Origin of the sequence: Klebsiella sp. BIGb0399, from assembly GCF_003752615.1 — a bacterium.
GTDB classification, from domain to species: Bacteria; Pseudomonadota; Gammaproteobacteria; order Enterobacterales; family Enterobacteriaceae; genus Klebsiella; species Klebsiella lignicola.
Window position 1 is genome coordinate 437,884 of sequence record NZ_RKHT01000006.1, and the last position, 20,721, is coordinate 458,604.

At 60.6% G+C, this 20,721-nt stretch carries 18 protein-coding genes; 12 read left to right on the plus strand and 6 right to left on the minus strand.

What is annotated here, in order from left to right; translation table 11 throughout:
* Window positions 1-63 precede the first annotated feature (63 nt).
* From fepC to fepD, 3 genes are read right to left on the minus strand one after another with little or no spacing between them, the layout of a single operon-like run.
* Complete coding sequence (gene fepC / locus EDF82_RS12665) at window positions 64-858, minus strand: iron-enterobactin ABC transporter ATP-binding protein (RefSeq protein WP_123755901.1); 795 nt, start codon at window positions 856-858, stop codon at window positions 64-66.
* On the minus strand, window positions 855-1,847 hold the full coding sequence (gene fepG, locus EDF82_RS12670) for an iron-enterobactin ABC transporter permease (protein WP_123755902.1): 993 nt from the start codon (window positions 1,845-1,847) through the stop codon (window positions 855-857). Before fepG ends, fepC begins: the two co-directional genes overlap by 4 nt.
* On the minus strand, window positions 1,844-2,851 hold the full coding sequence (gene fepD, locus EDF82_RS12675) for a Fe(3+)-siderophore ABC transporter permease (protein WP_123755903.1): 1,008 nt from the start codon (window positions 2,849-2,851) through the stop codon (window positions 1,844-1,846). The genes fepG and fepD overlap by 4 nt, the downstream gene beginning before the upstream one ends.
* Window positions 2,852-3,212: 361 nt before the next feature.
* Here fepD and entS point away from each other — a divergent pair, with 361 nt between their 5' ends.
* Entirely contained in the window at window positions 3,213-4,454 is a 1,242-nt protein-coding gene (gene entS, locus EDF82_RS12680) for an enterobactin transporter EntS (RefSeq protein ID WP_123755904.1), read from the plus strand.
* A 48-nt stretch (window positions 4,455-4,502) separates the two neighbouring features.
* On the opposite strand, the gene fepB is transcribed toward entS, so the two are convergent.
* Window positions 4,503-5,402: a Fe2+-enterobactin ABC transporter substrate-binding protein gene (gene fepB, locus EDF82_RS12685; RefSeq protein ID WP_154143608.1), complete on the minus strand. Its 900-nt coding sequence runs from the start codon at window positions 5,400-5,402 to the stop codon at window positions 4,503-4,505.
* Between the two features lie 247 nt (window positions 5,403-5,649).
* Between fepB and entC the strand changes: the two genes are divergently transcribed.
* The 7 genes from entC (at window position 5,650) to EDF82_RS12725 (ending at window position 13,779) form a co-directional block, all read left to right on the plus strand.
* Entirely contained in the window at window positions 5,650-6,825 is a 1,176-nt protein-coding gene (gene entC, locus EDF82_RS12690) for an isochorismate synthase EntC (RefSeq protein WP_123755906.1), read from the plus strand.
* A gap of 9 nt (window positions 6,826-6,834) precedes the next feature.
* Window positions 6,835-8,442, plus strand: a complete 1,608-nt coding sequence (entE, locus tag EDF82_RS12695) for a (2,3-dihydroxybenzoyl)adenylate synthase EntE (RefSeq protein WP_123756227.1) — start codon at window positions 6,835-6,837, stop codon at window positions 8,440-8,442.
* A gap of 13 nt (window positions 8,443-8,455) precedes the next feature.
* On the plus strand, window positions 8,456-9,307 hold the full coding sequence (locus tag EDF82_RS12700; protein WP_123755907.1) for an isochorismatase: 852 nt from the start codon (window positions 8,456-8,458) through the stop codon (window positions 9,305-9,307).
* The gene (entA, locus tag EDF82_RS12705) at window positions 9,307-10,062 is read left to right on the plus strand and encodes a 2,3-dihydro-2,3-dihydroxybenzoate dehydrogenase EntA (RefSeq protein ID WP_123755908.1); all 756 of its coding nucleotides are present in this window, start codon (window positions 9,307-9,309) and stop codon (window positions 10,060-10,062) included. The genes EDF82_RS12700 and entA overlap by 1 nt, the downstream gene beginning before the upstream one ends.
* Window positions 10,063-10,476: a proofreading thioesterase EntH gene (gene entH, locus EDF82_RS12710; protein ID WP_123755909.1), complete on the plus strand. Its 414-nt coding sequence runs from the start codon at window positions 10,063-10,065 to the stop codon at window positions 10,474-10,476.
* Window positions 10,477-11,426: 950 nt separating this feature from the next.
* Window positions 11,427-13,532 (plus strand): pyruvate/proton symporter CstA, encoded by a 2,106-nt coding sequence (gene cstA, locus EDF82_RS12720; protein ID WP_123755910.1) that lies wholly within the window; start codon window positions 11,427-11,429, stop codon window positions 13,530-13,532.
* Between the two features lie 49 nt (window positions 13,533-13,581).
* Complete coding sequence (locus tag EDF82_RS12725; RefSeq protein ID WP_032688939.1) at window positions 13,582-13,779, plus strand: YbdD/YjiX family protein; 198 nt, start codon at window positions 13,582-13,584, stop codon at window positions 13,777-13,779.
* Window positions 13,780-13,788: 9 nt separating this feature from the next.
* Here the strand turns inward: EDF82_RS12725 and EDF82_RS12730 are convergent, their stop codons facing one another.
* Both EDF82_RS12730 and EDF82_RS12735 read right to left on the minus strand, forming a co-directional pair.
* The gene (locus tag EDF82_RS12730) at window positions 13,789-14,532 is read right to left on the minus strand and encodes an SDR family NAD(P)-dependent oxidoreductase (RefSeq protein ID WP_123755911.1); all 744 of its coding nucleotides are present in this window, start codon (window positions 14,530-14,532) and stop codon (window positions 13,789-13,791) included.
* Window positions 14,533-14,592: 60 nt separating this feature from the next.
* On the minus strand, window positions 14,593-15,690 hold the full coding sequence (locus tag EDF82_RS12735; protein ID WP_123755912.1) for an oxidoreductase: 1,098 nt from the start codon (window positions 15,688-15,690) through the stop codon (window positions 14,593-14,595).
* Window positions 15,691-15,872: 182 nt separating this feature from the next.
* Between EDF82_RS12735 and EDF82_RS12740 the strand changes: the two genes are divergently transcribed.
* The 4 genes from EDF82_RS12740 to EDF82_RS12755 are packed head-to-tail and all read left to right on the plus strand — an operon-like array spanning window position 15,873 to window position 20,687.
* Window positions 15,873-17,354 carry a sugar ABC transporter ATP-binding protein gene (locus EDF82_RS12740; RefSeq protein WP_123755913.1) on the plus strand — a complete coding sequence of 494 codons (1,482 nt, stop codon included), beginning with the start codon at window positions 15,873-15,875 and terminating at the stop codon, window positions 17,352-17,354.
* Entirely contained in the window at window positions 17,351-18,349 is a 999-nt protein-coding gene (locus EDF82_RS12745; protein WP_123755914.1) for an ABC transporter permease, read from the plus strand. Before EDF82_RS12740 ends, EDF82_RS12745 begins: the two co-directional genes overlap by 4 nt.
* A 19-nt stretch (window positions 18,350-18,368) precedes the next feature.
* A complete protein-coding gene (locus tag EDF82_RS12750) occupies window positions 18,369-19,433 on the plus strand; it encodes a sugar ABC transporter substrate-binding protein (RefSeq protein ID WP_123755915.1) in 1,065 nt (354 codons plus the stop codon).
* Window positions 19,434-19,442: 9 nt separating this feature from the next.
* Window positions 19,443-20,687 (plus strand): LVIVD repeat-containing protein, encoded by a 1,245-nt coding sequence (locus EDF82_RS12755; RefSeq protein WP_123755916.1) that lies wholly within the window; start codon window positions 19,443-19,445, stop codon window positions 20,685-20,687.
* Window positions 20,688-20,721: the final 34 nt, after the last annotated feature.

Here is a 20,721-nt window from a genome sequence, read left to right on the forward strand (position 1 = left end):
CCGTATCCACATGCCATCACTGAACGTAGCCCCGGTAAGCGCAACGCAACCGGGGATGTTTGCTTAACGGCGTCCCAGCGGTACGACCAGCGGGGTGTGGGCGACCGGGTCGTCGATGATCGTGCAGCGTAGGCCGTAAATCTGCTCGATTAGCTCGGCAGTAACAATCTCTTTCGGTGCGCCCTCGGCGACGATTTTTCCGTCGCGTAGCGCAATTAAATGGGTCGCGTAGCGGCAGGCCTGGTTGAGGTCGTGCAGCACCGCCGCCAGGGTATATCCCTTCTCGCGATTCAGCTCGCTCAGCAACTCCAGCAGATCGATCTGATGGCTGATGTCCAGCCAGGTGGTGGGCTCATCCAGCAGCATAATGGCGGTTTCCTGCGCCAGCACCATTGCAATCCATGCCCGCTGCCGCTGTCCCCCGGACAAGGTATCGACGCTCTGTTGTGCCAGGTCGGTAATGCCGGTGGCCTTCATCGCGTTGTTGACCGCTTCATCATCCTCTTTACGCCAGCGGGTAAACATCGGCTGATGCGGATAGCGACCGCGGGCGACCAGCTCCTGCACCGAAATATCGCCAGGCGTAGTGGCATTCTGCGCCAGCAGGCCGATGCGTTTCGCCACTTCTTTACTGGCGTAGCGCTGGATCTGCTCGCCATCGAGATAAACGTGGCCGCTGACCGGGGTCATCAGGCGGCTCAGGGTTCGCAGCAGCGTGGATTTGCCGCAGCCGTTGGGGCCAATAATCGCGGTGAAATGGCCGTCAGGAATGGTAACGTTCAGCGATTCGGCGATGATCTTTTTGCCGTACGCCAGGGTGAGCTGGTCGCCACGCAAACGGGTCGTTTCAGCGGTCATTTTTTGCGGGACTCCTGAATTAACAGCGCGATGAGATAAATGCCGCCGAGACTGACGGTCACGACGCCCACCGGTAATTGATAGGGCATAAACAGACGCTGGGCGCTGTAATCCGCCAGCGCCAGCAGCAGCGCGCCGCAGAGCGCCGATTGGGTTAATCCCCAGCGCGCGGTGCCGCTCAGGCGGCGGGCGATATGCGGCGCCACCAGAGCGATAAACGAAATTGGCCCGGCCAGCGCGGTGGCGGAGGCGGTGAGCACCACCCCTACCAACATCATCAGCAGACGGGAACGTTCAACCCGCACGCCAAGCGCGCAGGCGGTGTCATCGCCCATTTCCAGCAGGCGCATGCGGCGAACGAGCAGCGCGGCACATACCAGCATCAGCATAATCAGCGGCGCGGAAGGCCAGGTTTTACCCCAGGTCAGGCCATTGAGGGAACCGGCATTCCACAGCCCGGCGGAGAGGGCGGTTTCCAGCGAGGCGCGCAGCAGCAGCCAGGTGTTGAAGGCAACCAGCATCGCGCGCACGCCGATACCGATAATAATCAGACGAAATGTTTCAATGCCGTTGCGCCACGCCAGCAGCCAGACCACCAGCGCCGTCAGCACGCCGCCAACCATCGCCGCCAGGGCGATAGCCGTCAGGTTCTGGCCGAACATCACCATCGCCACCAGCACGCCGCTCCAGGCGCCGGTATTGAAACCCATCACATCCGGGCTGCCGAGGGGGTTGCGCATCAGTGACTGAAAAATAGCGCCGCTGACGCCAAGGGCCGCGCCGATAAGCAGCGCCATCAGCACCCGCGGCAGACGCCATTCGGTCACTACCATGGTGATATTGCGCGGCGCATCCCCCAGCAGGGCGGAAACGACCTGATTGATGCTGAGCGGCACCAGACCGCTACCGAGTCCCAAAAGCGAGACGATCAGGCTGGCGGCAAGCAGAATCAGGCAGCTGAGCAGCAGGCGGCGGGAAGGCGTTTTCACATTGCACCTCCACGCGACTGGCGGCGTACCAGCCAGATCAGCACCGGCGCACCGATAAAGGCGCTGACCACCGATACCCGGAGTTCACCGGGGACCAGCAGGCGGCCGAGGACATCGGCAAACAGCAGCAGGGCAGGAGTGGCCAGTAAGGTTACCGGCAGCGACCAGCGATGGTCCGCGCCCACCAGCCAGCGTGACATGTGCGGCATCATCAGGCCGATAAAGGCGATGGGGCCAACCACCGCGGTGGCGCTACCGCAAAGCACGGTAATGGCCAGCAGGCCGATAAACTGGGTGCGAGCGACCCGGCTGCCGAGCGCGGTGGCGGTATCGTTGCCAAGGCTCAGGCTGTTCAGCGCCCGGCTTAACAGCAGGGTGACGGCGGCGGCGATCAGCACCGGAAGCAGGACGATTTTCAGCGTTTGCAGGGTGCGGATATCCAGCGAGCCGGCCTGCCAGAAACGCAGCTGGTCATAAACTTCAGGGTTGAGTAAGGCAATGCCGTTGGAGAGTCCTTCCAGCACGGCCGCCAGCGCCACGCCGGCCAGCGTCAGGCGCACCGGGCTGAGCTGGCCGCCTCCCTGGCTGCCGGTAAAGGCCACCAGCAGCGAAGCGCCAAACGCGCCGCAAAATGACATCAGCAGCTGTTCCTGCGGAGAGTGGATACCAAACAGCGCCGCCCCCAGCACGATGGCAAAGCTGGCACCCGAGTTGACGCCGAGTATGCCGGGGTCGGCCAGTGGGTTACGGGTCAGGGTTTGCATCAGCGAACCCGCCAGACCCAGCGCGGCGCCTGCCAGCAGCCCCGCCAGGGTACGCGGCAGTCGGGCATCGAGGACGATGGTGCAGTCGGCGGTGCGGCAGGTACCCGAAAGGGCATCCACAACGACGTGCAATGGAAGCGGTTTGGCCCCGACGAGCAGACTGAGGGCGATAGCCACGGCTAAGACGAGTAACAGACCAGGTACGGCAACGGCGCGCACCCTGGTCACAGGAAACGACATAATTCACATCCCTGATATGATAATGATAGTAATTATCGTTATCGATTCTATTCAGTTATGTTAGCATGATCGCCCACAAGAATGGTATATACCCGGCATACTTCAAGTTGCCTGGATGTTGGCTGCACCCGTTCGCCTCAGTCACTTACTTGAGTAAGCTCCTGGGATTTACGGCTTTGCCGCCTACAAGCAACTCGAATAATTTTGGGTTTACGCAAAATCAATCAGAATGCATCGCGGCGCCACACGCACGCCTGCCTGGAAGTAACGCTAACCGTATGACCGGGTTAAAAAAGTGCAGCCAACAAAGACGCAGCCTGAAGGATCGCGCGTAGATGGAAAATAATAACAAGGCGCTGTAATGAACCGACAATCCCGGCTGCTGAACCTCAGCCTGCTGAAGACCCACCCGGCGTTTCGCGCCGTCTTTATTGCCCGTTTTATCTCAATCTTATCGCTGGGCCTGCTGGGCGTGGCGATCCCGGTACAAATCCAGATGATGACCCACTCGACCTGGCAGGTAGGGCTGTCGGTCACGTTGACCGGCTGCTCGATGTTTGTCGGTCTGATGGTGGGCGGAGTACTGGCGGATCGCTACGAGCGTAAACGGTTGATTCTGCTGGCGCGTGGCACCTGCGGAATCGGGTTTGTCGGGCTGTGTCTCAACGCGCTGCTGCCTGAACCCTCGCTGATAACGATTTATCTGCTGGGCATCTGGGACGGTTTCTTTGCTTCGCTCGGGGTCACGGCGCTGCTGGCGGCCACACCGGCGTTGGTGGGGCGCGAAAACCTGATGCAGGCCGGGGCGATCACCATGCTGACGGTACGCCTGGGCTCGGTGATTTCGCCGATGATCGGCGGTCTGCTGCTGGCCACCGGCGGCGTGGCCTGGAACTATGGCCTCGCGGCGGCAGGCACCTTTATTACCACCTTGACCCTGCTGCGCCTACCGCTGCTGCCACCGCCGCCGCAGCCGCGAGAGCACCCGCTGAAGTCGCTGCTGGCGGGGCTGAAATTCCTCTTCAATAGTCCGCTGATCGGCGGGATTGCACTGCTCGGCGGCCTGCTGACAATGGCCAGCGCGGTGCGGGTGCTGTATCCGGCGCTGGCCGACGGCTGGCAGATGTCAGCCTCGCAGATCGGCTTTCTGTATGCGGCGATCCCGCTGGGGGCTGCGCTTGGGGCATTGACCAGCGGTCAGCTGGCGCAAACCGCCCGGCCGGGCGCGCTGATGCTGATGACCACGGTCGGCTCATTCGTGGCGATTGCGCTGTTCAGCGTGATGCCGGTCTGGGCGCTGGGGGCACTGTGTCTGGCGCTGTTCGGCTGGCTGAGCGCCATCAGTTCGCTGCTGCAGTACACCCTGATTCAGACCCAGACGCCGGAAGCGATGCTCGGGCGTATTAACGGCCTGTGGACCGCGCAGAACGTCACCGGCGACGCCATTGGCGCGGCCTTGCTGGGCGGGCTGGGGGCGATGATGACCCCGATGGCCTCGGCGAGCGCCAGCGGCTGGGCGTTAGTGATTGTCGGCGTGATATTGATGGGACTGCTGAACGAACTGCGTCGGTTCCAGCGCCCGGAAGCGGTCAGCGAAAGTTAAGTCGATGGAAATATCCCAGCCAGGCGTTGCGCCAGCCGGGAAGGGACGTTAGCCGAACAGAGAAGAGAGACGCTGCAGCACCAGCATGGCGCTGTAGTAATCAAGACGGAAGGTTTCGATACCGAGCGGATAAACGCGCTTGTTCTCTACCGCCGGCAGGTGCGCCAGCAGCGGGTTGCTGTAAATCGCCCCGGCATCTTTCTCGTCACCGGCAAACAGGAACAGGCTCTGGCCGTTGAGTCCCGCCGCTAAATTCTCCCCGCCTAACTGTACGATGTCGTGGCGTTTCCCCTGGCTCTGGCTGGCATGCAGCCCCTCAGGCAGGGTGGCGAGGGTGAAGCCCAGTTGTTCAAGCATCTGGCCCTGGGCAGATGCCGGTGTCCACAGGTTGGCAGTATGGGCGGCGGCGGTATAAACCAACGCGCTTACCGGCTGCGGCGGCAGTTTCATCTGTTGCTTCAGGGTGGCGAGCTGCTTATCAAATTCAGCAATACGCTCGGCGGCCTGCTTCTCCTGGCCGGTGATGTGTCCGAGGTCGGTCAGCAGCGCCTGCCAGCTTTTATCATCGTAGTTAATGATAAGCGTCGGGGCGATGGTCGACAGCTGGTCATACAGCGCCAGCGCAGAATCACCGCCGGTGGCGCTAATCAGGATCAGGTCCGGCATCTGTGACGCCACCGCTTCGGCGCTGGGCTCGCCGATATACAGACGCGTCAGCTTGCGCGCTTTGGCGACGCTGCTCCACTGGCGCAGGAAACCCTGGTCGTCAGCTACGCGGTTGTTTGGCGTGGTGGCGCCGCTGGCGACAACCGGCGCATCGATGGCCAGCAGGGAGCCGGTGAGGGTCACGCTGGTGGAGACGATCCGCAGAGGTTTGCTTTCCAGCGTATGCACGCCGTGGCTATCGGTTATCTGGCGCGGCCAGTCGGCGGCCAGCACTGAGGACATTCCTAAAATGGTCAGCCCGCAGGCCAGCAAGGTACGGCGGCAAAAAGTGGACAAATTCACGAATTCGCATCCTGATTAGGTTGAAATAAATGCGTCTCATTTTCAACTTTGTACCGTGCGGATGCAAGTCTAAGTAGCACAACATGCTGTTTGTATGGTTGACATGCCAGGCAATACCTTTTAGGTTAGCCAACCAAAATATAAATGATAATTATTCGTAATATCTTTATCGTTTTTGGAGGATGATATGGAAACGTCACTGGCCGAGGATGTGCGGGAACAAAAAATGACCCTGTCAGCGGAAAGCTTCTTCTTTATGTCGCCGTACCGCAGTTTCAGTACTGCGGGATGTTTTAGCCGTTTTAACCATTCTGCTGCGGATGGCGCGTCGCTCGACGGCACCTTCCAGCATAAGATGGCGGCTGCATTCCGGGAGGCGAAGGCCGCCGGGATCCGTAAACCGGTGATGGTCGGCGCCATTCCGTTTGATACCCATCAACCGTCTGAGCTGTTTATCCCCGAGCGTTGGGAAAACTTCTCCCGTACCGCAAAGCAACAGTCTGCACGCTACGCGTCGGTTCAGGCGCCGATGGACGTGGTGGAACGCCAGGAAATTCCGCAGCAGGATACCTTTATGGCGATGGTCGAACGCGCTGCCGCGCTGACCGCCACGCCGGAAGTCGACAAGGTCGTCCTGTCGCGACTGATTGATATCACCACCCGCGATCGCGTCGACAGCGGTGCGCTGCTTGAGCGCCTGATCGCGCAAAACCCTGCCAGCTTTAACTTCCACGTGCCGTTATCGGATGGCGGCGTGCTACTGGGCGCCAGCCCGGAGCTGCTGCTGCGTAAAGAAGGCGAGCATTTCAGCTCCCTGCCGCTGGCCGGTTCGGCCCGTCGTCAGCCGGATGATGTACTGGATCGTGAAGCCGGCAACAAACTGCTGGCGTCAGGAAAAGATCGTCATGAGCATGAACTGGTGACCCAGGCGATGAAATCGGTACTGGCACCGCGCTGCCGCGAGCTGTCGCTGCCTGACTCGCCACAGCTGGTCAACACGCCGACTCTGTGGCATCTGGCGACGCCGATTGAAGGCACGGCGCTGGCACAGGAAAACGCGATGTCGCTGGCCTGTCTGTTACACCCGACCCCGGCCCTCAGCGGTTTCCCTCACCTGGTGGCGAAACGCCTGATTGGCGAACTGGAACCGTTTGACCGTCAGCTGTTTGGCGGCATCGTCGGCTGGTGTGATGACGAAGGTAACGGTGAGTGGGTGGTGACGATTCGCTGCGCCCGTCTGCACCAGCGCACGCTGCGTCTGTTCGCTGGCGCAGGGATTGTCCCGGCCTCTTCCCCGCTGGGTGAGTGGCGCGAAACCGGCGTCAAACTGACGACCATGCTGAACGTGTTCGGCTTGAATTAAGAGGCGATGATGATTGAATTTACCCGCTGGCCGGAGAGCTTTGCCGCCCGCTATCGCGAAAAAGGTTACTGGCAGGATCTGCCGCTCACCAATCTGATTACCCGCCACGCCAATAACGACGCTATCGCGATTATCGACGGTGACGCCCGCCACAGCTATCGCCAGTTTAATCAACAGGTGGATAACCTGGCCTCATCGCTCCAGCGCATGGGGTTGAAGCGTGGCGAAACCGCGCTGGTGCAGCTCGGTAACGTCGCCGAGTTCTACATTACATTGTTTGCGCTGCTGCGCATCGGGGTGGCCCCGGTGAATGCGTTGTTCAGCCATCAACGCAGCGAACTTACTGCTTACGCCAGCCAGATCGAGCCGGCGCTGCTGATTGCCGATCGCGAGCATGCGCTGTTTGCCGACGACCAGTTTCTGAACGGTTTTGTGGATCAACATGCATCGGTGCGGGTGGTACTGCTACGTAACGATCGTGGCGAATACGATCTGGCGGCGGCGATCGCCCAGCCGGCGGATAACTTTATTGCCAACCCCACGCCTGCCGATGAAGTGGCCTTTTTCCAGCTCTCCGGCGGCAGCACCGGCACGCCCAAGCTGATCCCGCGCACCCATAACGACTACGACTACAGCATCCGCCGCAGCAACGAAATTTGCGGCATCAGCGCCGGGACACGCTACCTGAATGCGTTGCCCGCCGCCCATAACTACGCGATGAGCTCGCCGGGTTCCCTTGGGGTGTTTCTCGCCGGCGGTCAGGTGATCCTGGCCAACGATCCCAGCGCCACGCTGTGTTTCCCGCTGATTGAGCAGCACCAGATCAACGTGGCATCGCTGGTGCCACCGGCGGTTAGCCTGTGGTTACAGGCGATCCGCGAAGGGGCCGGCAACCAGCAACTGCGTTCGCTGGAGCTGCTGCAGGTCGGTGGCGCGCGCCTGTCGGCGACGCTGGCGGCGCGGATCCAGACCGAGATTGGTTGCCTGCTGCAGCAGGTTTTCGGCATGGCGGAAGGGCTGGTGAACTACACCCGCCTCAACGACAGCCAGGAGCGCATCATCAATACCCAGGGCTGCCCGATGTGCCCGGACGATGAAGTCTGGGTGGCGGATGCCGAGGGTAACCCGCTGCCGCGCGGTGAAGTGGGCCGTCTGATGACCCGCGGGCCGTACACCTTCCGCGGGTATTACAAAAGCCCGCAGCACAATGCCGATGCCTTTGATGCGGACGGTTTCTACTGCTCCGGGGATCTGATCTCGATCGACGAGGACGGGTACATCACCGTGCAGGGACGTGAAAAAGATCAGATCAACCGCGGCGGCGAAAAGATCGCGGCAGAAGAGGTGGAAAACCTGCTGCTGCGCCACCCGGAGGTGATCCATGCCGCGCTGGTCAGCATGGAAGATAACCTGCTGGGCGAGAAGAGCTGCGCCTGGCTGGTGGTCAAATCACCGCTGCGCGCGGTGGCGGTGCGCCGCTTCCTGCGTGAGCAGGGGGTCGCAGAATTTAAACTTCCGGATCGCGTTGAGTGCGTAGATGCGCTGCCGCTGACGCCGGTGGGCAAAGTCGATAAAAAACAATTACGTCAGCAGCTGGCCGAACGCAAGCCGGGCTGAAGGAGAAGACAGAATGGCCATCCCTAAATTACAGGCTTACGCATTGCCGGAAGCGAACGATATCCCGGCAAACAAAGTGGACTGGCGCTTTGAGCCGTCCCGAGCCGCGCTGCTGATCCACGATATGCAGGAGTATTTCCTCAATTTCTGGGGCGAAGACAGCGCCATGATGGCGAAAGTGGTCGCCAATATTGCCGCTCTGCGTGACTTCTGCAAACAGAACGATATTCCGGTGTTCTACACCGCCCAGCCGAAAGACCAGAGCGATGAAGACCGCGCGCTGCTCAATGATATGTGGGGACCGGGCCTGACCCGTTCACCGGAGCAGCAGCAGGTGATTGCGGCACTGGCGCCGGATGAAGACGACACCGTGCTGGTCAAGTGGCGCTACAGTGCGTTTCATCGTTCGCCGCTGGAGGCAATCTTAAAAGAGAGCGGCCGCGATCAGCTGATCATTACCGGCGTCTATGCCCATATCGGCTGTATGACTACCGCCACCGACGCCTTTATGCGGGATATTAAACCGTTCTTCGTTGCCGATGCGCTGGCTGACTTTAGCCGTGAAGAGCACCTGATGTCGCTGAAGTATGTGGCCGGTCGCTGCGGTCGGGTGCTGATGACCGAAGAGCTGCTGCCGCTGCCGACGTCGAAAGCGGCGCTGCGGGCGCTGATTCTGCCGTTGCTGGATGAGTCCGATGAACCGATGGACGATGAAAACCTGATCGACTACGGGCTGGATTCGGTGCGCATGATGGCGCTGGCCGCGCGCTGGCGTAGAGTGCACGGCGACATCGACTTCGTGATGCTGGCGAAAAAACCGACCCTTGATGCCTGGTGGGCGCTGCTCAGCCGTGAGGTGAAATAATGGCCGCGCTGGATTTTCAGGGACAGACCGTGTGGGTGACCGGCGCCGGTAAAGGCATTGGTTACGCCACGGCGCTGGCATTCACCGAGGCCGGGGCTAACGTCACCGGCTTTGACCTTGCTTTTGAGGGGCAGGACTACCCGTTTGCCACCCAGATGCTGGATGTCGCGAATGCGCAGCAGGTGGCTGAGGTGTGCGGACGACTGCTGGCGGAGATCGCCCGGCTCGATGTGCTGGTCAATGCGGCGGGCATTTTGCGCATGGGGGCTACCGACGAGCTGAGCCAGGAAGCGTGGCAGCAGACCTTTGCGGTCAACGTCGGCGGCGCCTTTAACCTGTTCCAGCAGACGATGGCGCAGTTCCGTCGTCAGCAGGGCGGGGCGATTGTTACCGTGGCTTCCGATGCGGCGCATACGCCGCGCATCGGGATGAGCGCCTATGGCGCCTCAAAGGCGGCGTTGAAAAGCCTGGCGCTGACCGTCGGCCTGGAGCTGGCGGGATCCGGCGTCCGCTGTAATCTGGTCTCTCCGGGCTCCACCGATACCGATATGCAGCGCACGCTGTGGGTCAGCGATGATGCCGAGCAGAGCCGTATTCGCGGGTTTGGTGAGCAGTTTAAGCTCGGGATCCCGTTGGGCAAAATTGCCCGCCCGCAGGAGATTGCCAGCACCATCCTGTTCCTCGCTTCCGCTCACGCCAGCCATATCACGTTGCAGGATATCGTGGTCGATGGCGGCTCGACGTTGGGGGCATAAATGGCCTGGAAACGTCAGCTGACGCTGGAGGCGCTGAATGCGACCAGTGAAAATACGATGGTGGCGCATCTGGGGATTATCTATACCCGCCTGGAAGACGGGTTGATTGAGGCGGAGATGCCGGTGGATGCCCGCACCCATCAGCCGTTTGGTCTGCTGCACGGCGGAGCGTCCGCGGCGCTGGCGGAGACGCTCGGGTCAATGGCCGGCTGGCTGATGACCGAAGAGGGTCAGTGCGTGGTCGGCACCGAGCTGAATGCCACCCACCATCGGGCGGTATCCAGCGGTCGCGTGCGCGGCGAGTGCCGTCCGCTGCATCTCGGGCGGCAGAGCCAGAGCTGGGAAATTGCGGTGTTCGATGAACGCGGCCGCCGCTGCTGTACCTGCCGATTGGGCACCGCCGTACTGGGTTGATTCCCCGGTGGCGCTACGCTGACCGGGCTACGGGTCACCGCTGTCTGAGGGAGGGTGGCCCGAACATCCACCCAATGAACATACTCTGCGGTTGATCTCCCGGTGGCGCTGCGCTGACCGGGCTACGGGGCACCGCTGTCTGAGGGAGGGTGGCCCGAACATCCACCCAATGAACATACTCTGCGGTTGATCTCCCGGTGGCGCTGCGCTGACCGGGCTACGGGTCACCGCTGTCTGAGGGACGGTGGCCCGGACATCCACTCAATGAACATACTCTGCGGTTGATCTCCCGGTGGCGCTACGCTGACCGGGCTATGGGTCACCGCTGTCTGAGGGCGGGTGGCCCGGACATCCACTCAATGAACATACTCTGCGGTTGATCTCCCGGTGGCGCTACGCTGACCGGGCTACGGGCCACAGCTGTCTGAGGGACGGTGGCCCGGACATGCACCCAATGAACATACTCTGCGGCTGATTCCCGGTGGCGCTGCGCTGACCGGGCTACGGGTCACCGCTGTCTGAGGGAGGGTGGCCCGGACATGCACCCAATGAACATATTCTGCGGCTGATTCCCCGGTGGCGCTGTGCTGACCGGGCTACGGGTCACCGCTGTCTGAGGGCGGGTGGCCCGGACATGCACCCAATGAACATACTCTGCGGCTGATTCCCGGTGGCGCTGCGCTGACCGGGCTACGGGGTCACCGCTGTCTGAGGGCGGGTAGCCCGGACAAGGCGCGTCGAGCGCCGCCTCCGGGAATCAACCATGATGCAGTTGCAGATTATCCTCCCCTGTTTACATTCATTTTCCTACCAGAAGTGATCTCGCTAGCAATGTGAGATAAATCCTTGTCTCTGCACGACATCTGTATGGTTTCAACGTTGTTAAACTCCGGGTTGTGTTCTAGAAACAAAATTTAACATTCTGATTACTCTACCGGTGGAACGCTACGATGAATAATTCAGGGAAATATTTCTTCTGGGCATTGCTCTCCGTTGTTGGAGCCTTTGCTCTTGGCTACATCGCCTTAAACCGAGGCGAACAGATCAATGCGCTATGGATTGTCGTCGCGGCTGTCTGCATTTATCTGATTGCCTATCGCTTCTATGGTCTCTACATCGCCAAAAACGTGCTGGCGGTTGACCCCACGCGCATGACGCCTGCGGTGCGGCATAACGACGGTCTCGACTATGTCCCGACCGATAAGAAAGTGCTGTTCGGTCACCATTTTGCGGCGATTGCCGGGGCCGGGCCGCTGGTGGGACCGGTGCTGGCGGCGCAGATGGGCTACCTGCCGGGGATGATCTGGATCCTCGCCGGGGTAGTGCTGGCCGGTGCAGTACAGGACTTTATGGTACTGTTTGTCTCCACCCGCCGTGACGGCCGTTCCCTTGGGGAGCTGGTGAAAGAGGAGATGGGACCGACCGCCGGGGTACTGGCGCTGGTGGCCTGCTTTATGATCATGGTGATTATCCTCGCGGTACTGGCGATGATCGTCGTTAAAGCGCTGACTCACAGCCCGTGGGGCACCTATACCGTCGCCTTCACCATCCCGCTGGCGATTTTTATGGGGGTCTACATTCGCTACCTGCGTCCGGGACGCATTGGTGAAGTGTCGGTGATTGGCCTGGTGATGCTGGTGTTCGCGATTGTCTCCGGCGGATGGGTTGCGGAAAGCCCGACCTGGGCACCGTGGTTTGATTACACCGGCGTCCAGCTGACCTGGATTCTGGTGGGCTACGGCTTTATTGCCGCCGTGCTTCCGGTGTGGCTGCTGCTGGCTCCGCGCGATTACCTCTCTACCTTCCTGAAAATCGGCACCATTGTCGGGCTGGCGATCGGGATTCTGATCATGCGCCCGACCCTGACTATGCCTGCCCTTACCAAATTTATTGATGGTACCGGCCCGGTGTGGTCCGGCAGCATGTTCCCGTTCCTGTTTATTACCATCGCCTGCGGCGCGGTATCCGGCTTCCACGCCCTGATCTCCTCCGGCACCACGCCGAAAATGCTGGCCAACGAAGGCCAGGCCTGCTTCATCGGCTACGGCGGTATGCTGATGGAATCCTTCGTCGCCATCATGGCGCTGGTGGCTGCCTGTATTATCGACCCGGGCGTTTACTTCGCCATGAACAGCCCGATGGCGGTGCTGGCACCGGCGGGCACTACCGATGTGGTGGCGTCTGCTGCGCAGGTGGTCAGCAGCTGGGGCTTTAGCATCACCCCGGATACGCTACGCCAGATAGCCAGCGATGTGGGTGAGCAGTCGATTATCTCGCGCGCCGGTGGCGCACCGACGCTGGCGGTGGGGATGGCCTACATCCTGCACGGCTCGTTGGGCGGGTTGATGGATGTCGCCTTCTGGTATCACTTCGCGATTCTGTTCGAAGCGCTGTTTATCCTGACCGCGGTTGACGCCGGTACGCGTGCGGCGCGCTTTATGCTGCAGGACTTGCTGGGTGTCATAAGTCCGGGGCTGAAGAAAACCAACTCGCTGCCGGCGAACCTGCTGGCGACCGGGCTGTGCGTGCTGGCCTGGGGCTACTTCCTGCATCAAGGGGTGGTTGACCCGTTAGGCGGCATTAACACCCTGTGGCCGCTGTTTGGTATCGCCAACCAGATGCTGGCGGGGATGGCGTTGATGCTGTGCGCAGTGGTACTGTTTAAGATGAAGCGCGAGCGCTATGCGTGGGTGGCACTCCTGCCGACGAGCTGGCTGTTGATTTGTACCCTGACCGCCGGCTGGCAGAAGTCGTTTAGCACCGACACCAAAGTGGGCTTCCTGGCGATTGCCAATAAGTTCCAGGCGATGATCGACAGCGGCAATATTCCGCCGCAGTACACCGAATCGCAGCTGGCACAGCTGGTGTTTAACAACCGTCTGGACGCTGGCCTCACCATCTTCTTTATGGTGGTTGTGGTGGTGCTGGCACTGTTCTCGATCAAAACCGCGCTGGCGGCGTTGAAAGAGAACAAACCGACGGCGAAAGAGACGCCGTACGAGCCATTGCCTGCCGATGCGCAAACGCTGGGCACTCAGACCAAGAGCGCACATTAAGATGTTGCCCCTTTCCGTTCGCGGAAAGGGGCCGTTAAGAGAGACCACTATGTTTGATACGCTTTCAAAAGCCGGGAAGTACCTGGGCCAGGCGGCGAAAATGATGATTGGCGTGCCCGATTACGATAATTATGTCGAGCATATTCGCCAGACCCATCCTGAGCAGACGCCGATGACCTATGAAGAGTTTTTCCGCGAGCGCCAGGATGCCCGATACGGCGGCAAAGGGGGGGCGAAGTGTTGCTAAGCCACCCTCTCAGGCATTAAGTCCCCCATCGACATCCAGACCGGTGCCGGAAATTTGCCCGGCGGCCGGGCTGGCCAGAAATGTCACCGCGGCGGCGACATCGTCCGCCTGTCCATACTTCCCTAACGCAATCATCTGACGCTGTGACTCAGCCTGTTCACCGTGGGCGGGATTCATATCGCTGTCGGTTGGGCCTGGATGTACGAGGTTAACGGTAATGCCGCGCGGGCCGAGGTCACGGGCGAGGCCGCGGGTCAGCGAATTGAGGGCGGACTTGGTCATGGCGTAGACCGCAATTCCCGGTGAGGCCACGCGGTTAGCGAGACAGCTGCCAATGTTAATAATCCGCCCGCCGTCGGGCAGATGCGGCAGTGCCGCCTGAGTCGCGACGACGACGCCACGGATATTGACGTTGATCAGCGCATCGATATCTTCCAGAGACAGCGACTCCAGCGGGCCGCCGCGGGCGATCCCGGCGTTGTTCACCAGAATATCCAGCCCGCCAAGGGTGGCAACCGTCTGGGCGACGGCCTGCTGAATCGCCTGAGCGTTGGCGCTGTCGGCCTGAATCGCCGCGCCCTGGCGGCCAAGGGCGACGATCTCGTCGGCCACTTCCTGCGCTTTCCCGGCGGACTTTTCATAAGTAATCACCACATCGGCACCCGCCTGCGCCAGTGATAACGCAATCGCACGACCGATGCCGCGACTGGCTCCGGTGACCAACGCCTTTTTACCCGTTAAATCGATCTGCATGATGACCTCGTACAATGAGTGGGAGAACCATCATTAGGTATAGAGCGAGTTCGCGCGGCGTCAATGTACCTGTCTGCGGAAGTTTTCCACTTTCTCAAAGGCCGCCGCCAGCCGCTGTGCACTGAGCGCCACCGGCAGGAAGTGAATTGACTCCACCGGGCGCAGGGTATGCGCAATCACCTTGTCCAGCTCATCCCGGTTGTGGATATCCACGTCCAGCTCCGCCAGGGTGGTGGGCAGGTTGAAGCGACGGTAAGCATTCACCAACTGAGCCAGAACCTCGTCCTGATCCAGCAGGGCGCTCTGCACCAGAATGCCGTAGGCGACTTTGGTGCCATGGAGGAACTTCTCGGTCTGCGGCAGTACCGTCAGGCCGTTATGTACCGCGTGCGCGGCGGCAACGCGGGTATAGCGCTCGCCTAAACCGCCGACCATTCCGCCTCCGGCAATGATGGCATCGGTCACATCGCGAAACGCCTGCGACAGTTCGCCGCGCTGCTGGTCCGCCAGAGCGGTTTCGCTGTTTTCCAGCAGCACGTCGCGGATCGCCAGCGCAGCGTTAATCCCAAGGCGCACGGTCAGCGGTAGGGTGTCTGGTTTCGGTGCGAGGACCACCGCTTCGTACCATTTCGCCAGGGTATCGCCGATGCCTGCCAGCAGATATTCCGCCGGGGCATTGAGGATAATCTCCGGCTCCACCAGTACCAGGAAGTTGGCATCGTCGAAGATTTCAAACTGCAGCGCCTGGCCGGCATCGTTGTACCACACCGACAGCGGGGTCCAGGCGGCGCAGGTGGCGGCGATGGTCGGGATGGCCACCACCGGCAGGCCCAGGCGTCGGGCCAGCGCTTTGACGGTATCGAGCAGCGCGCCGCCGCCGATGCCAATCACCACGCGACTATCGTTGCCGGCCTCATCGACCAGACGCGCGACGTCGCTTTCGCTGCAGTGCCCTTTAAACAGCACCTTTTTGGCCCCTTCGGCGTGAAATGCCGCCGGCAGGAAGGATTCCGCACCGGCGATGGCGCGTTCACCGTAGATCCAGATTGCCCGGGAGAGCTGCTCGTCGCTGAAAAAATCGTGCAGCCGGGCGAGGCTACCGGGATGGGAGAAATAGTTGGCCGGGCCGGGTACCACACGGATATCGCTGTTGCTCATGAACGCTGTCCTTATTTCGTTTTGCTAACCTGATGTTATGTCTGGACATCCGGATGGCTAATATTATTTCGTTTTATCTTATGCCTTTTACGCAGTTGTCAGTCAAGGGCAGCTGTGAAAAATTCGTTAAATCAGAACATTAATGACAAAGGTTGCGGGGGACGGCAGTGAATCGTCTGGAGATGAACAGCATTAACCTGGCCTTTTCCGGCTTCAGGGCGCTCAGTCAGGTCGCCTTCACTCTGCGGGGCGGGTCGGTGCATGCCTTGACCGGCGCCAACGGCGCGGGGAAATCGACGCTGATGGCGGTGCTGTGCGGTACGCACGCCCATTATGAGGGTGAGATTGTTATCAATAACCAGCCGGTGAGCATTCGCTCCCCACGGGATGCGAAGCTGCTGGGCATTCACCTGGTGCAGCAAGAGGTGGATGTGGCGCTGGTGCCGGGCCTGACCATTGCGGAAAACATCATGCTGGATCGTCTGGCGGAGCCGGGGCTGCGTTTTCGCTGGCGTCGGGTGCGCGAGCAGGCGCGTGAAGCGCTGGCTCAGCTGGATATCAGCCTCGACGTGCGCCGCACTATCGAGAGCTGCACCCTGGCAGAGAAGCAGCAAATCCTGCTGGCCCGCGCGCTGTCGCATCATTGCCGCTTTTTGATTCTTGATGAACCCACCGCACCGCTGGACCAGCATGAAAGTGAGCGCTTGTTCACGGTGGTGCGTCGCCTGCAACAGCAGGGGATTGGCGTGGTGTTTATCTCCCATCGCATTCACGAACTGAAAGCGATCTGCGACACCCTGACGGTCCTGCGCGACGGCAAGCTGATTGAAAGCGGCCCGATGGCGGATCTCAGCGGGGAGCAGATCGTCGAGAAGATGCTCGGCCACGAACTGCAGGATATTTTCCCGCCGCCGCGCCCGCCCCACAGCGAAGAGATTCTGCTGCAGGTCGAGGGGCTGCACGACGAGGGGTTGCTGCAGGATATTTCACTGCGTCTGCGCAAGGGCGAAATCCTTGGCATCGCGGGCTTAGCCGGGGCCGGGAAAACCGAACTGTGCAAAGCGCTGTTTGGCGCCAGTAAAAGTCGTTTGAACCACGGCGAGCTGAACAGCCAGCCATGGCGGCCGCGTGACCCGGCGGATTCGGTGATGCGCGGGCTGGCGCTGGTGCCGGAAGAGCGGCGCAAAGAGGGCATTTTTATCGATGAACCGATCGGCATGAACCTCGCGGTCAGCGCCGATCGCAGCTTTTCGCGCTGGAGCCTGTTCGGGCATCGCCAGGCGTGGCGCTGGGCGGAGGAGGTGATCGCCCGCGTGGGTATTCGCACCACCGGCCCGGCCCAGACCCTGCGCCGCCTCTCCGGCGGGAATCAGCAGAAGGTGGCGATCGGCAAATGGCTGCGCGGCAGCGCCAACGTCCTGATCTTCGACGAGCCGACCAAAGGCGTCGATGTGAAAGCAAAAACCGACCTGTTCACCCTGATCGACGGGCTGGCACGAGAGGGAAAAGGGGTGATCTACGCCTCGGGTGAATTCTCAGAGCTGGTGGGGTTGTGCGACCGTATTTGCGTGTTGTGGGACGGGCGCATCGTGGCAGAAATACCGGGCGCTGAAGCCCGGGAAGAGACACTTCTTTATTACTCCACCGGAGGAGCAGCAGCGTGAGTAAGGCCCTGGCAGTGAACGCGACGGTATCGGGCCGTCAGCGGTTTTTTGATTTTCTTTATAAGTGGGGCATGTTGCTGACCGTGGTGCTGCTGATTGCGGTGTTTGGCCTCGCGTCGGACAACTTCCTCGACCCGTTCAACATCATTAACATTTTGCGCTCCATCGCCATCGTGACGGTGATTGCGATCGGCGTGTCCATTTCGCTGACCATCGGCGGTTTTGACCTGTCGGTGGGGTCGACCGCCTCTCTGGCCAACGCGTTGGTGATTTCCCTGTTTGTCTGGCACGGCTTCGGCACCACGGAAGCGATTGTGGTCACCCTCGCGCTCTGTACGTTGGTGGGGCTGTTTAACGCCTTTTTAATCGTCATTCTGCGCATTCCCGACATGCTCGCCACCCTTGCCAGCCTGTTTGTTATCCAGGGCGTGGCGATGACCTACAGCTACGGCGGCTCGATCACCGAGAACATGGTGTTGCCGAGCGGCGATATGGCGGAAGGGACCATTCCGGCGGCCTTTGGCGCGCTGGGGCAGGTTCCGACGATTGTCATTGTCATGCTGGTGGTGACCGTGATTGCCCAACTGGCGCTCTCTTTCACCACCCACGGGCGCAGGATGTACGCTATTGGCGGCAATCCTGAGGCCGCGCGTCTCTCCGGCCTGCGCATTACCCGCTACAAAGTGGCGGCCTACGTGATCGCCTCGTTGCTGGCGGGACTGGGCGGCATTTTACTGGCATCGCGTATCGGATCTTCTCAGGTGAACGCCGGCGGCGGTTACCTGATGGATGCGGTGGCGGCGGCGTGGATCGGCTTTTCGCTGGCGGGCTCCGGCAAACCGAACGCGCTGGGTACGCTGGTGGGGGCGGTGATTCTTGGCGTCCTCTCCAACGGCCTGGTGATGCTGTCGGTGCCGTACTACGCGATGGACATTATTAAAGGGCTGGTGCTGGCTGGCGCGCTAGCACTGACCTACTTTCAGCGCCGCACATAAAAATGACAGGGTAAACACCATGAAAAAGATAACGTATTCACTCATCGCATTGGGGTTGTTCAACTCTGCGGCGGCCTTTGCTGAAACCCCGACGCCGGTCCCGGCGGCCATTGCCGGGCATGAAGGGCCGATTCGTATCGCGGTCATTCGCAATCTTGGCTCCGACGATAACACCACTCAGTTTGTCTCCGGGGCGATTCAGGAGGGCAAAAAGCTCGGTTTTAAAATGAGCACCTTCCTCAGCAACGGCGATGACGCCAAATTCCAGGACTTCGTGAATCAGGCGATTAGCCAGAAATACGACGGCATTATTCTCTCTCAGGGGCGCGATCCGTACTCTACCGCGCTGGTGAAAAAGGCGGTGGATGCCGGTATCAAAGTGGCGGTATTCGACACCGCCGTCAGCGGTGAGATCCCGGGTGTGACCGTCACCCAGCAGGATGATGCTTCGCTGACCGATCTCTCCTTCGGCCAGCTGGTGAAGGATTTCAACGGCAAAGCCAACATTATCAAACTGTGGGTGGCCGGTTTCCCGCCGATGGAGCGCCGCCAGGCTGCTTACCAGACTTTGCTCAAGCAAAACCCGGGAATTAAAGAGCTGGAGTCGATCGGCGCGGTCTCTTCCGACGTGCAGGGCGATACCGCCAATAAAGTCGGCGCCATTTTAGCCAAGTACCCGAAAGGCAAAATCGATGCGATCTGGGGCACCTGGGATGCGTTTAGCCAGGGGGCCTATAAGGCGCTGAAAGAGAACGGCCGCACCGAAATCAAACTCTACAGCATCGACATCTCGAATCAGGACTTGCAGCTGATGCGTGAAGCCGGCAGCCCATGGAAGGTCAGCGTCGCGGTGGATCCGAAGCTTATCGGGGCCACAAACGTGCGGCTTATCGCCAACAAAATTGCCGGCGAGCCGACCCCTGCGACCTATGACTTCAAAGCGGCGGCGATTCCGCAGGCGCTGCTGGCGGCGCAGCCAGGGGCGGTTAACGTGGCCTCGCTGGGCAAAATTATTCCGGGCTGGGGTCAGACCGAAGACTTTATCGCCCCGTGGTTCGCCACGCTGGAAGCAAAAAACAAATAAGGAGCAGGTATGGCGACGGCACTCCCGCGCCCCGATTACAGCCGCAATATGCGGCTGATTGGGCATAGCGATCAGGGGGGACGCCCGGACGGCGTCCAGCTAATGGTACACCGTGGTTTTGCCTATATCGGCCATATGGTGTCGCAGGGGTTTTCGGTGGTAGATGTGCGCGACCCGTGCCATCCGCAGACGGTGAACTACATTGCCGCGCCGCCGGGAACCTGGAACGTCCATTTGCAGGCCCATGACGATCTTCTGCTGGTGATCAACGCCCGGGATCTGTTCGCCGATACCCGCTTTGCCGACGAAAAAGTGTATTACACCCGTTCGGTGGGGGAAACGGTGAGCGATGTGCAGGATCGCGGCTGGAGCGCCGGGCTGCGGGTGTTTGATATCTCCCGTCCTGATAAGCCGCGCGAAATTGGTTTTCTGTCGCTCGACGGGATCGGTATCCACCGGATCTGGTACGTTGGCGGCCGTTGGGCCTATGTTTCTGCGCTGATCGACGGTTTTAGCGACTACATCTTCCTGACTATCGACATGGCGGATCCGCGTAAGCCGGAAGTGGCCGGGCGCTGGTGGCTGCCGGGGATGCATCAGGCGGCGGGAGAGACGGCGGAGTGGCCGGAGGGCAAGCGTTACGCGCTGCATCACGCCATTATCGCCGGGGATACCGCATACGGTAGCTGGCGCGACGGCGGCCTGACGCTGCTCGACGTCAAGGACCGCACTCAGCCGAAGCTGATTAGCCACCGTAACTGGAGCCCGCCGTTTGGTGGCGGGACCCATACGGCGCTGCCGCTGCCGGACCGCGATCTGCTGGTGGTGCTGGATGAGGCGGTGCTGGATAACCAGCAGGATGGCGAGAAGCTGATCTGGCTGTTTGATATCCGTGAGCCGGCCAACCCGGTGAGTATTTCTACCTTCCCGCAGCCGCAGGAGACCGATTATGTGGCGAAAGGGGCCCATTTTGGCCCGCATAACCTGCATGAAAACCGCCCCGGTAGCTTTGTCAGCTCAACGTTGATTTTCGCCACTTATCAGAACGCTGGCGTGCGGGCCTATGATATTTCGGACCCTTACCGGCCGGTGGAAACCGGGGCGCTGGTACCTGCTGCACCGGCGACCATGATGGATACGCGTCCGGGACGCCCGCAGGTGATTCAGTCCTGCGATGTGTTTGTGGATGCCCAAGGGATTATTTACAGCACCGATTATAACGGCGGGCTGTCGGTGATTGAGTATCAGGGATAGTCGCGGCACGGTTGCCCCGGTAAGCCGCGTGCCA

Coding starts and splice junctions, on each gene's coding strand:
- fepC (WP_123755901.1), bottom strand. CDS start 858: ATGACCGCTGAAACGACCCGTTTGCGTGGCGACCAGCTCACCCTGGCG.
- fepD (WP_123755903.1), bottom strand. CDS start 2,851: ATGTCGTTTCCTGTGACCAGGGTGCGCGCCGTTGCCGTACCTGGTCTG.
- entS (WP_123755904.1), top strand. CDS start 3,213: ATGAACCGACAATCCCGGCTGCTGAACCTCAGCCTGCTGAAGACCCAC.
- fepB (WP_154143608.1), bottom strand. CDS start 5,402: ATGTCCTCAGTGCTGGCCGCCGACTGGCCGCGCCAGATAACCGATAGC.
- entC (WP_123755906.1), top strand. CDS start 5,650: ATGGAAACGTCACTGGCCGAGGATGTGCGGGAACAAAAAATGACCCTG.
- entE (WP_123756227.1), top strand. CDS start 6,835: ATGATTGAATTTACCCGCTGGCCGGAGAGCTTTGCCGCCCGCTATCGC.
- EDF82_RS12700 (WP_123755907.1), top strand. CDS start 8,456: ATGGCCATCCCTAAATTACAGGCTTACGCATTGCCGGAAGCGAACGAT.
- entA (WP_123755908.1), top strand. CDS start 9,307: ATGGCCGCGCTGGATTTTCAGGGACAGACCGTGTGGGTGACCGGCGCC.
- entH (WP_123755909.1), top strand. CDS start 10,063: ATGGCCTGGAAACGTCAGCTGACGCTGGAGGCGCTGAATGCGACCAGT.
- cstA (WP_123755910.1), top strand. CDS start 11,427: ATGAATAATTCAGGGAAATATTTCTTCTGGGCATTGCTCTCCGTTGTT.
- EDF82_RS12725 (WP_032688939.1), top strand. CDS start 13,582: ATGTTTGATACGCTTTCAAAAGCCGGGAAGTACCTGGGCCAGGCGGCG.
- EDF82_RS12730 (WP_123755911.1), bottom strand. CDS start 14,532: ATGCAGATCGATTTAACGGGTAAAAAGGCGTTGGTCACCGGAGCCAGT.
- EDF82_RS12735 (WP_123755912.1), bottom strand. CDS start 15,690: ATGAGCAACAGCGATATCCGTGTGGTACCCGGCCCGGCCAACTATTTC.
- EDF82_RS12740 (WP_123755913.1), top strand. CDS start 15,873: ATGAACAGCATTAACCTGGCCTTTTCCGGCTTCAGGGCGCTCAGTCAG.
- EDF82_RS12750 (WP_123755915.1), top strand. CDS start 18,369: ATGAAAAAGATAACGTATTCACTCATCGCATTGGGGTTGTTCAACTCT.
- EDF82_RS12755 (WP_123755916.1), top strand. CDS start 19,443: ATGGCGACGGCACTCCCGCGCCCCGATTACAGCCGCAATATGCGGCTG.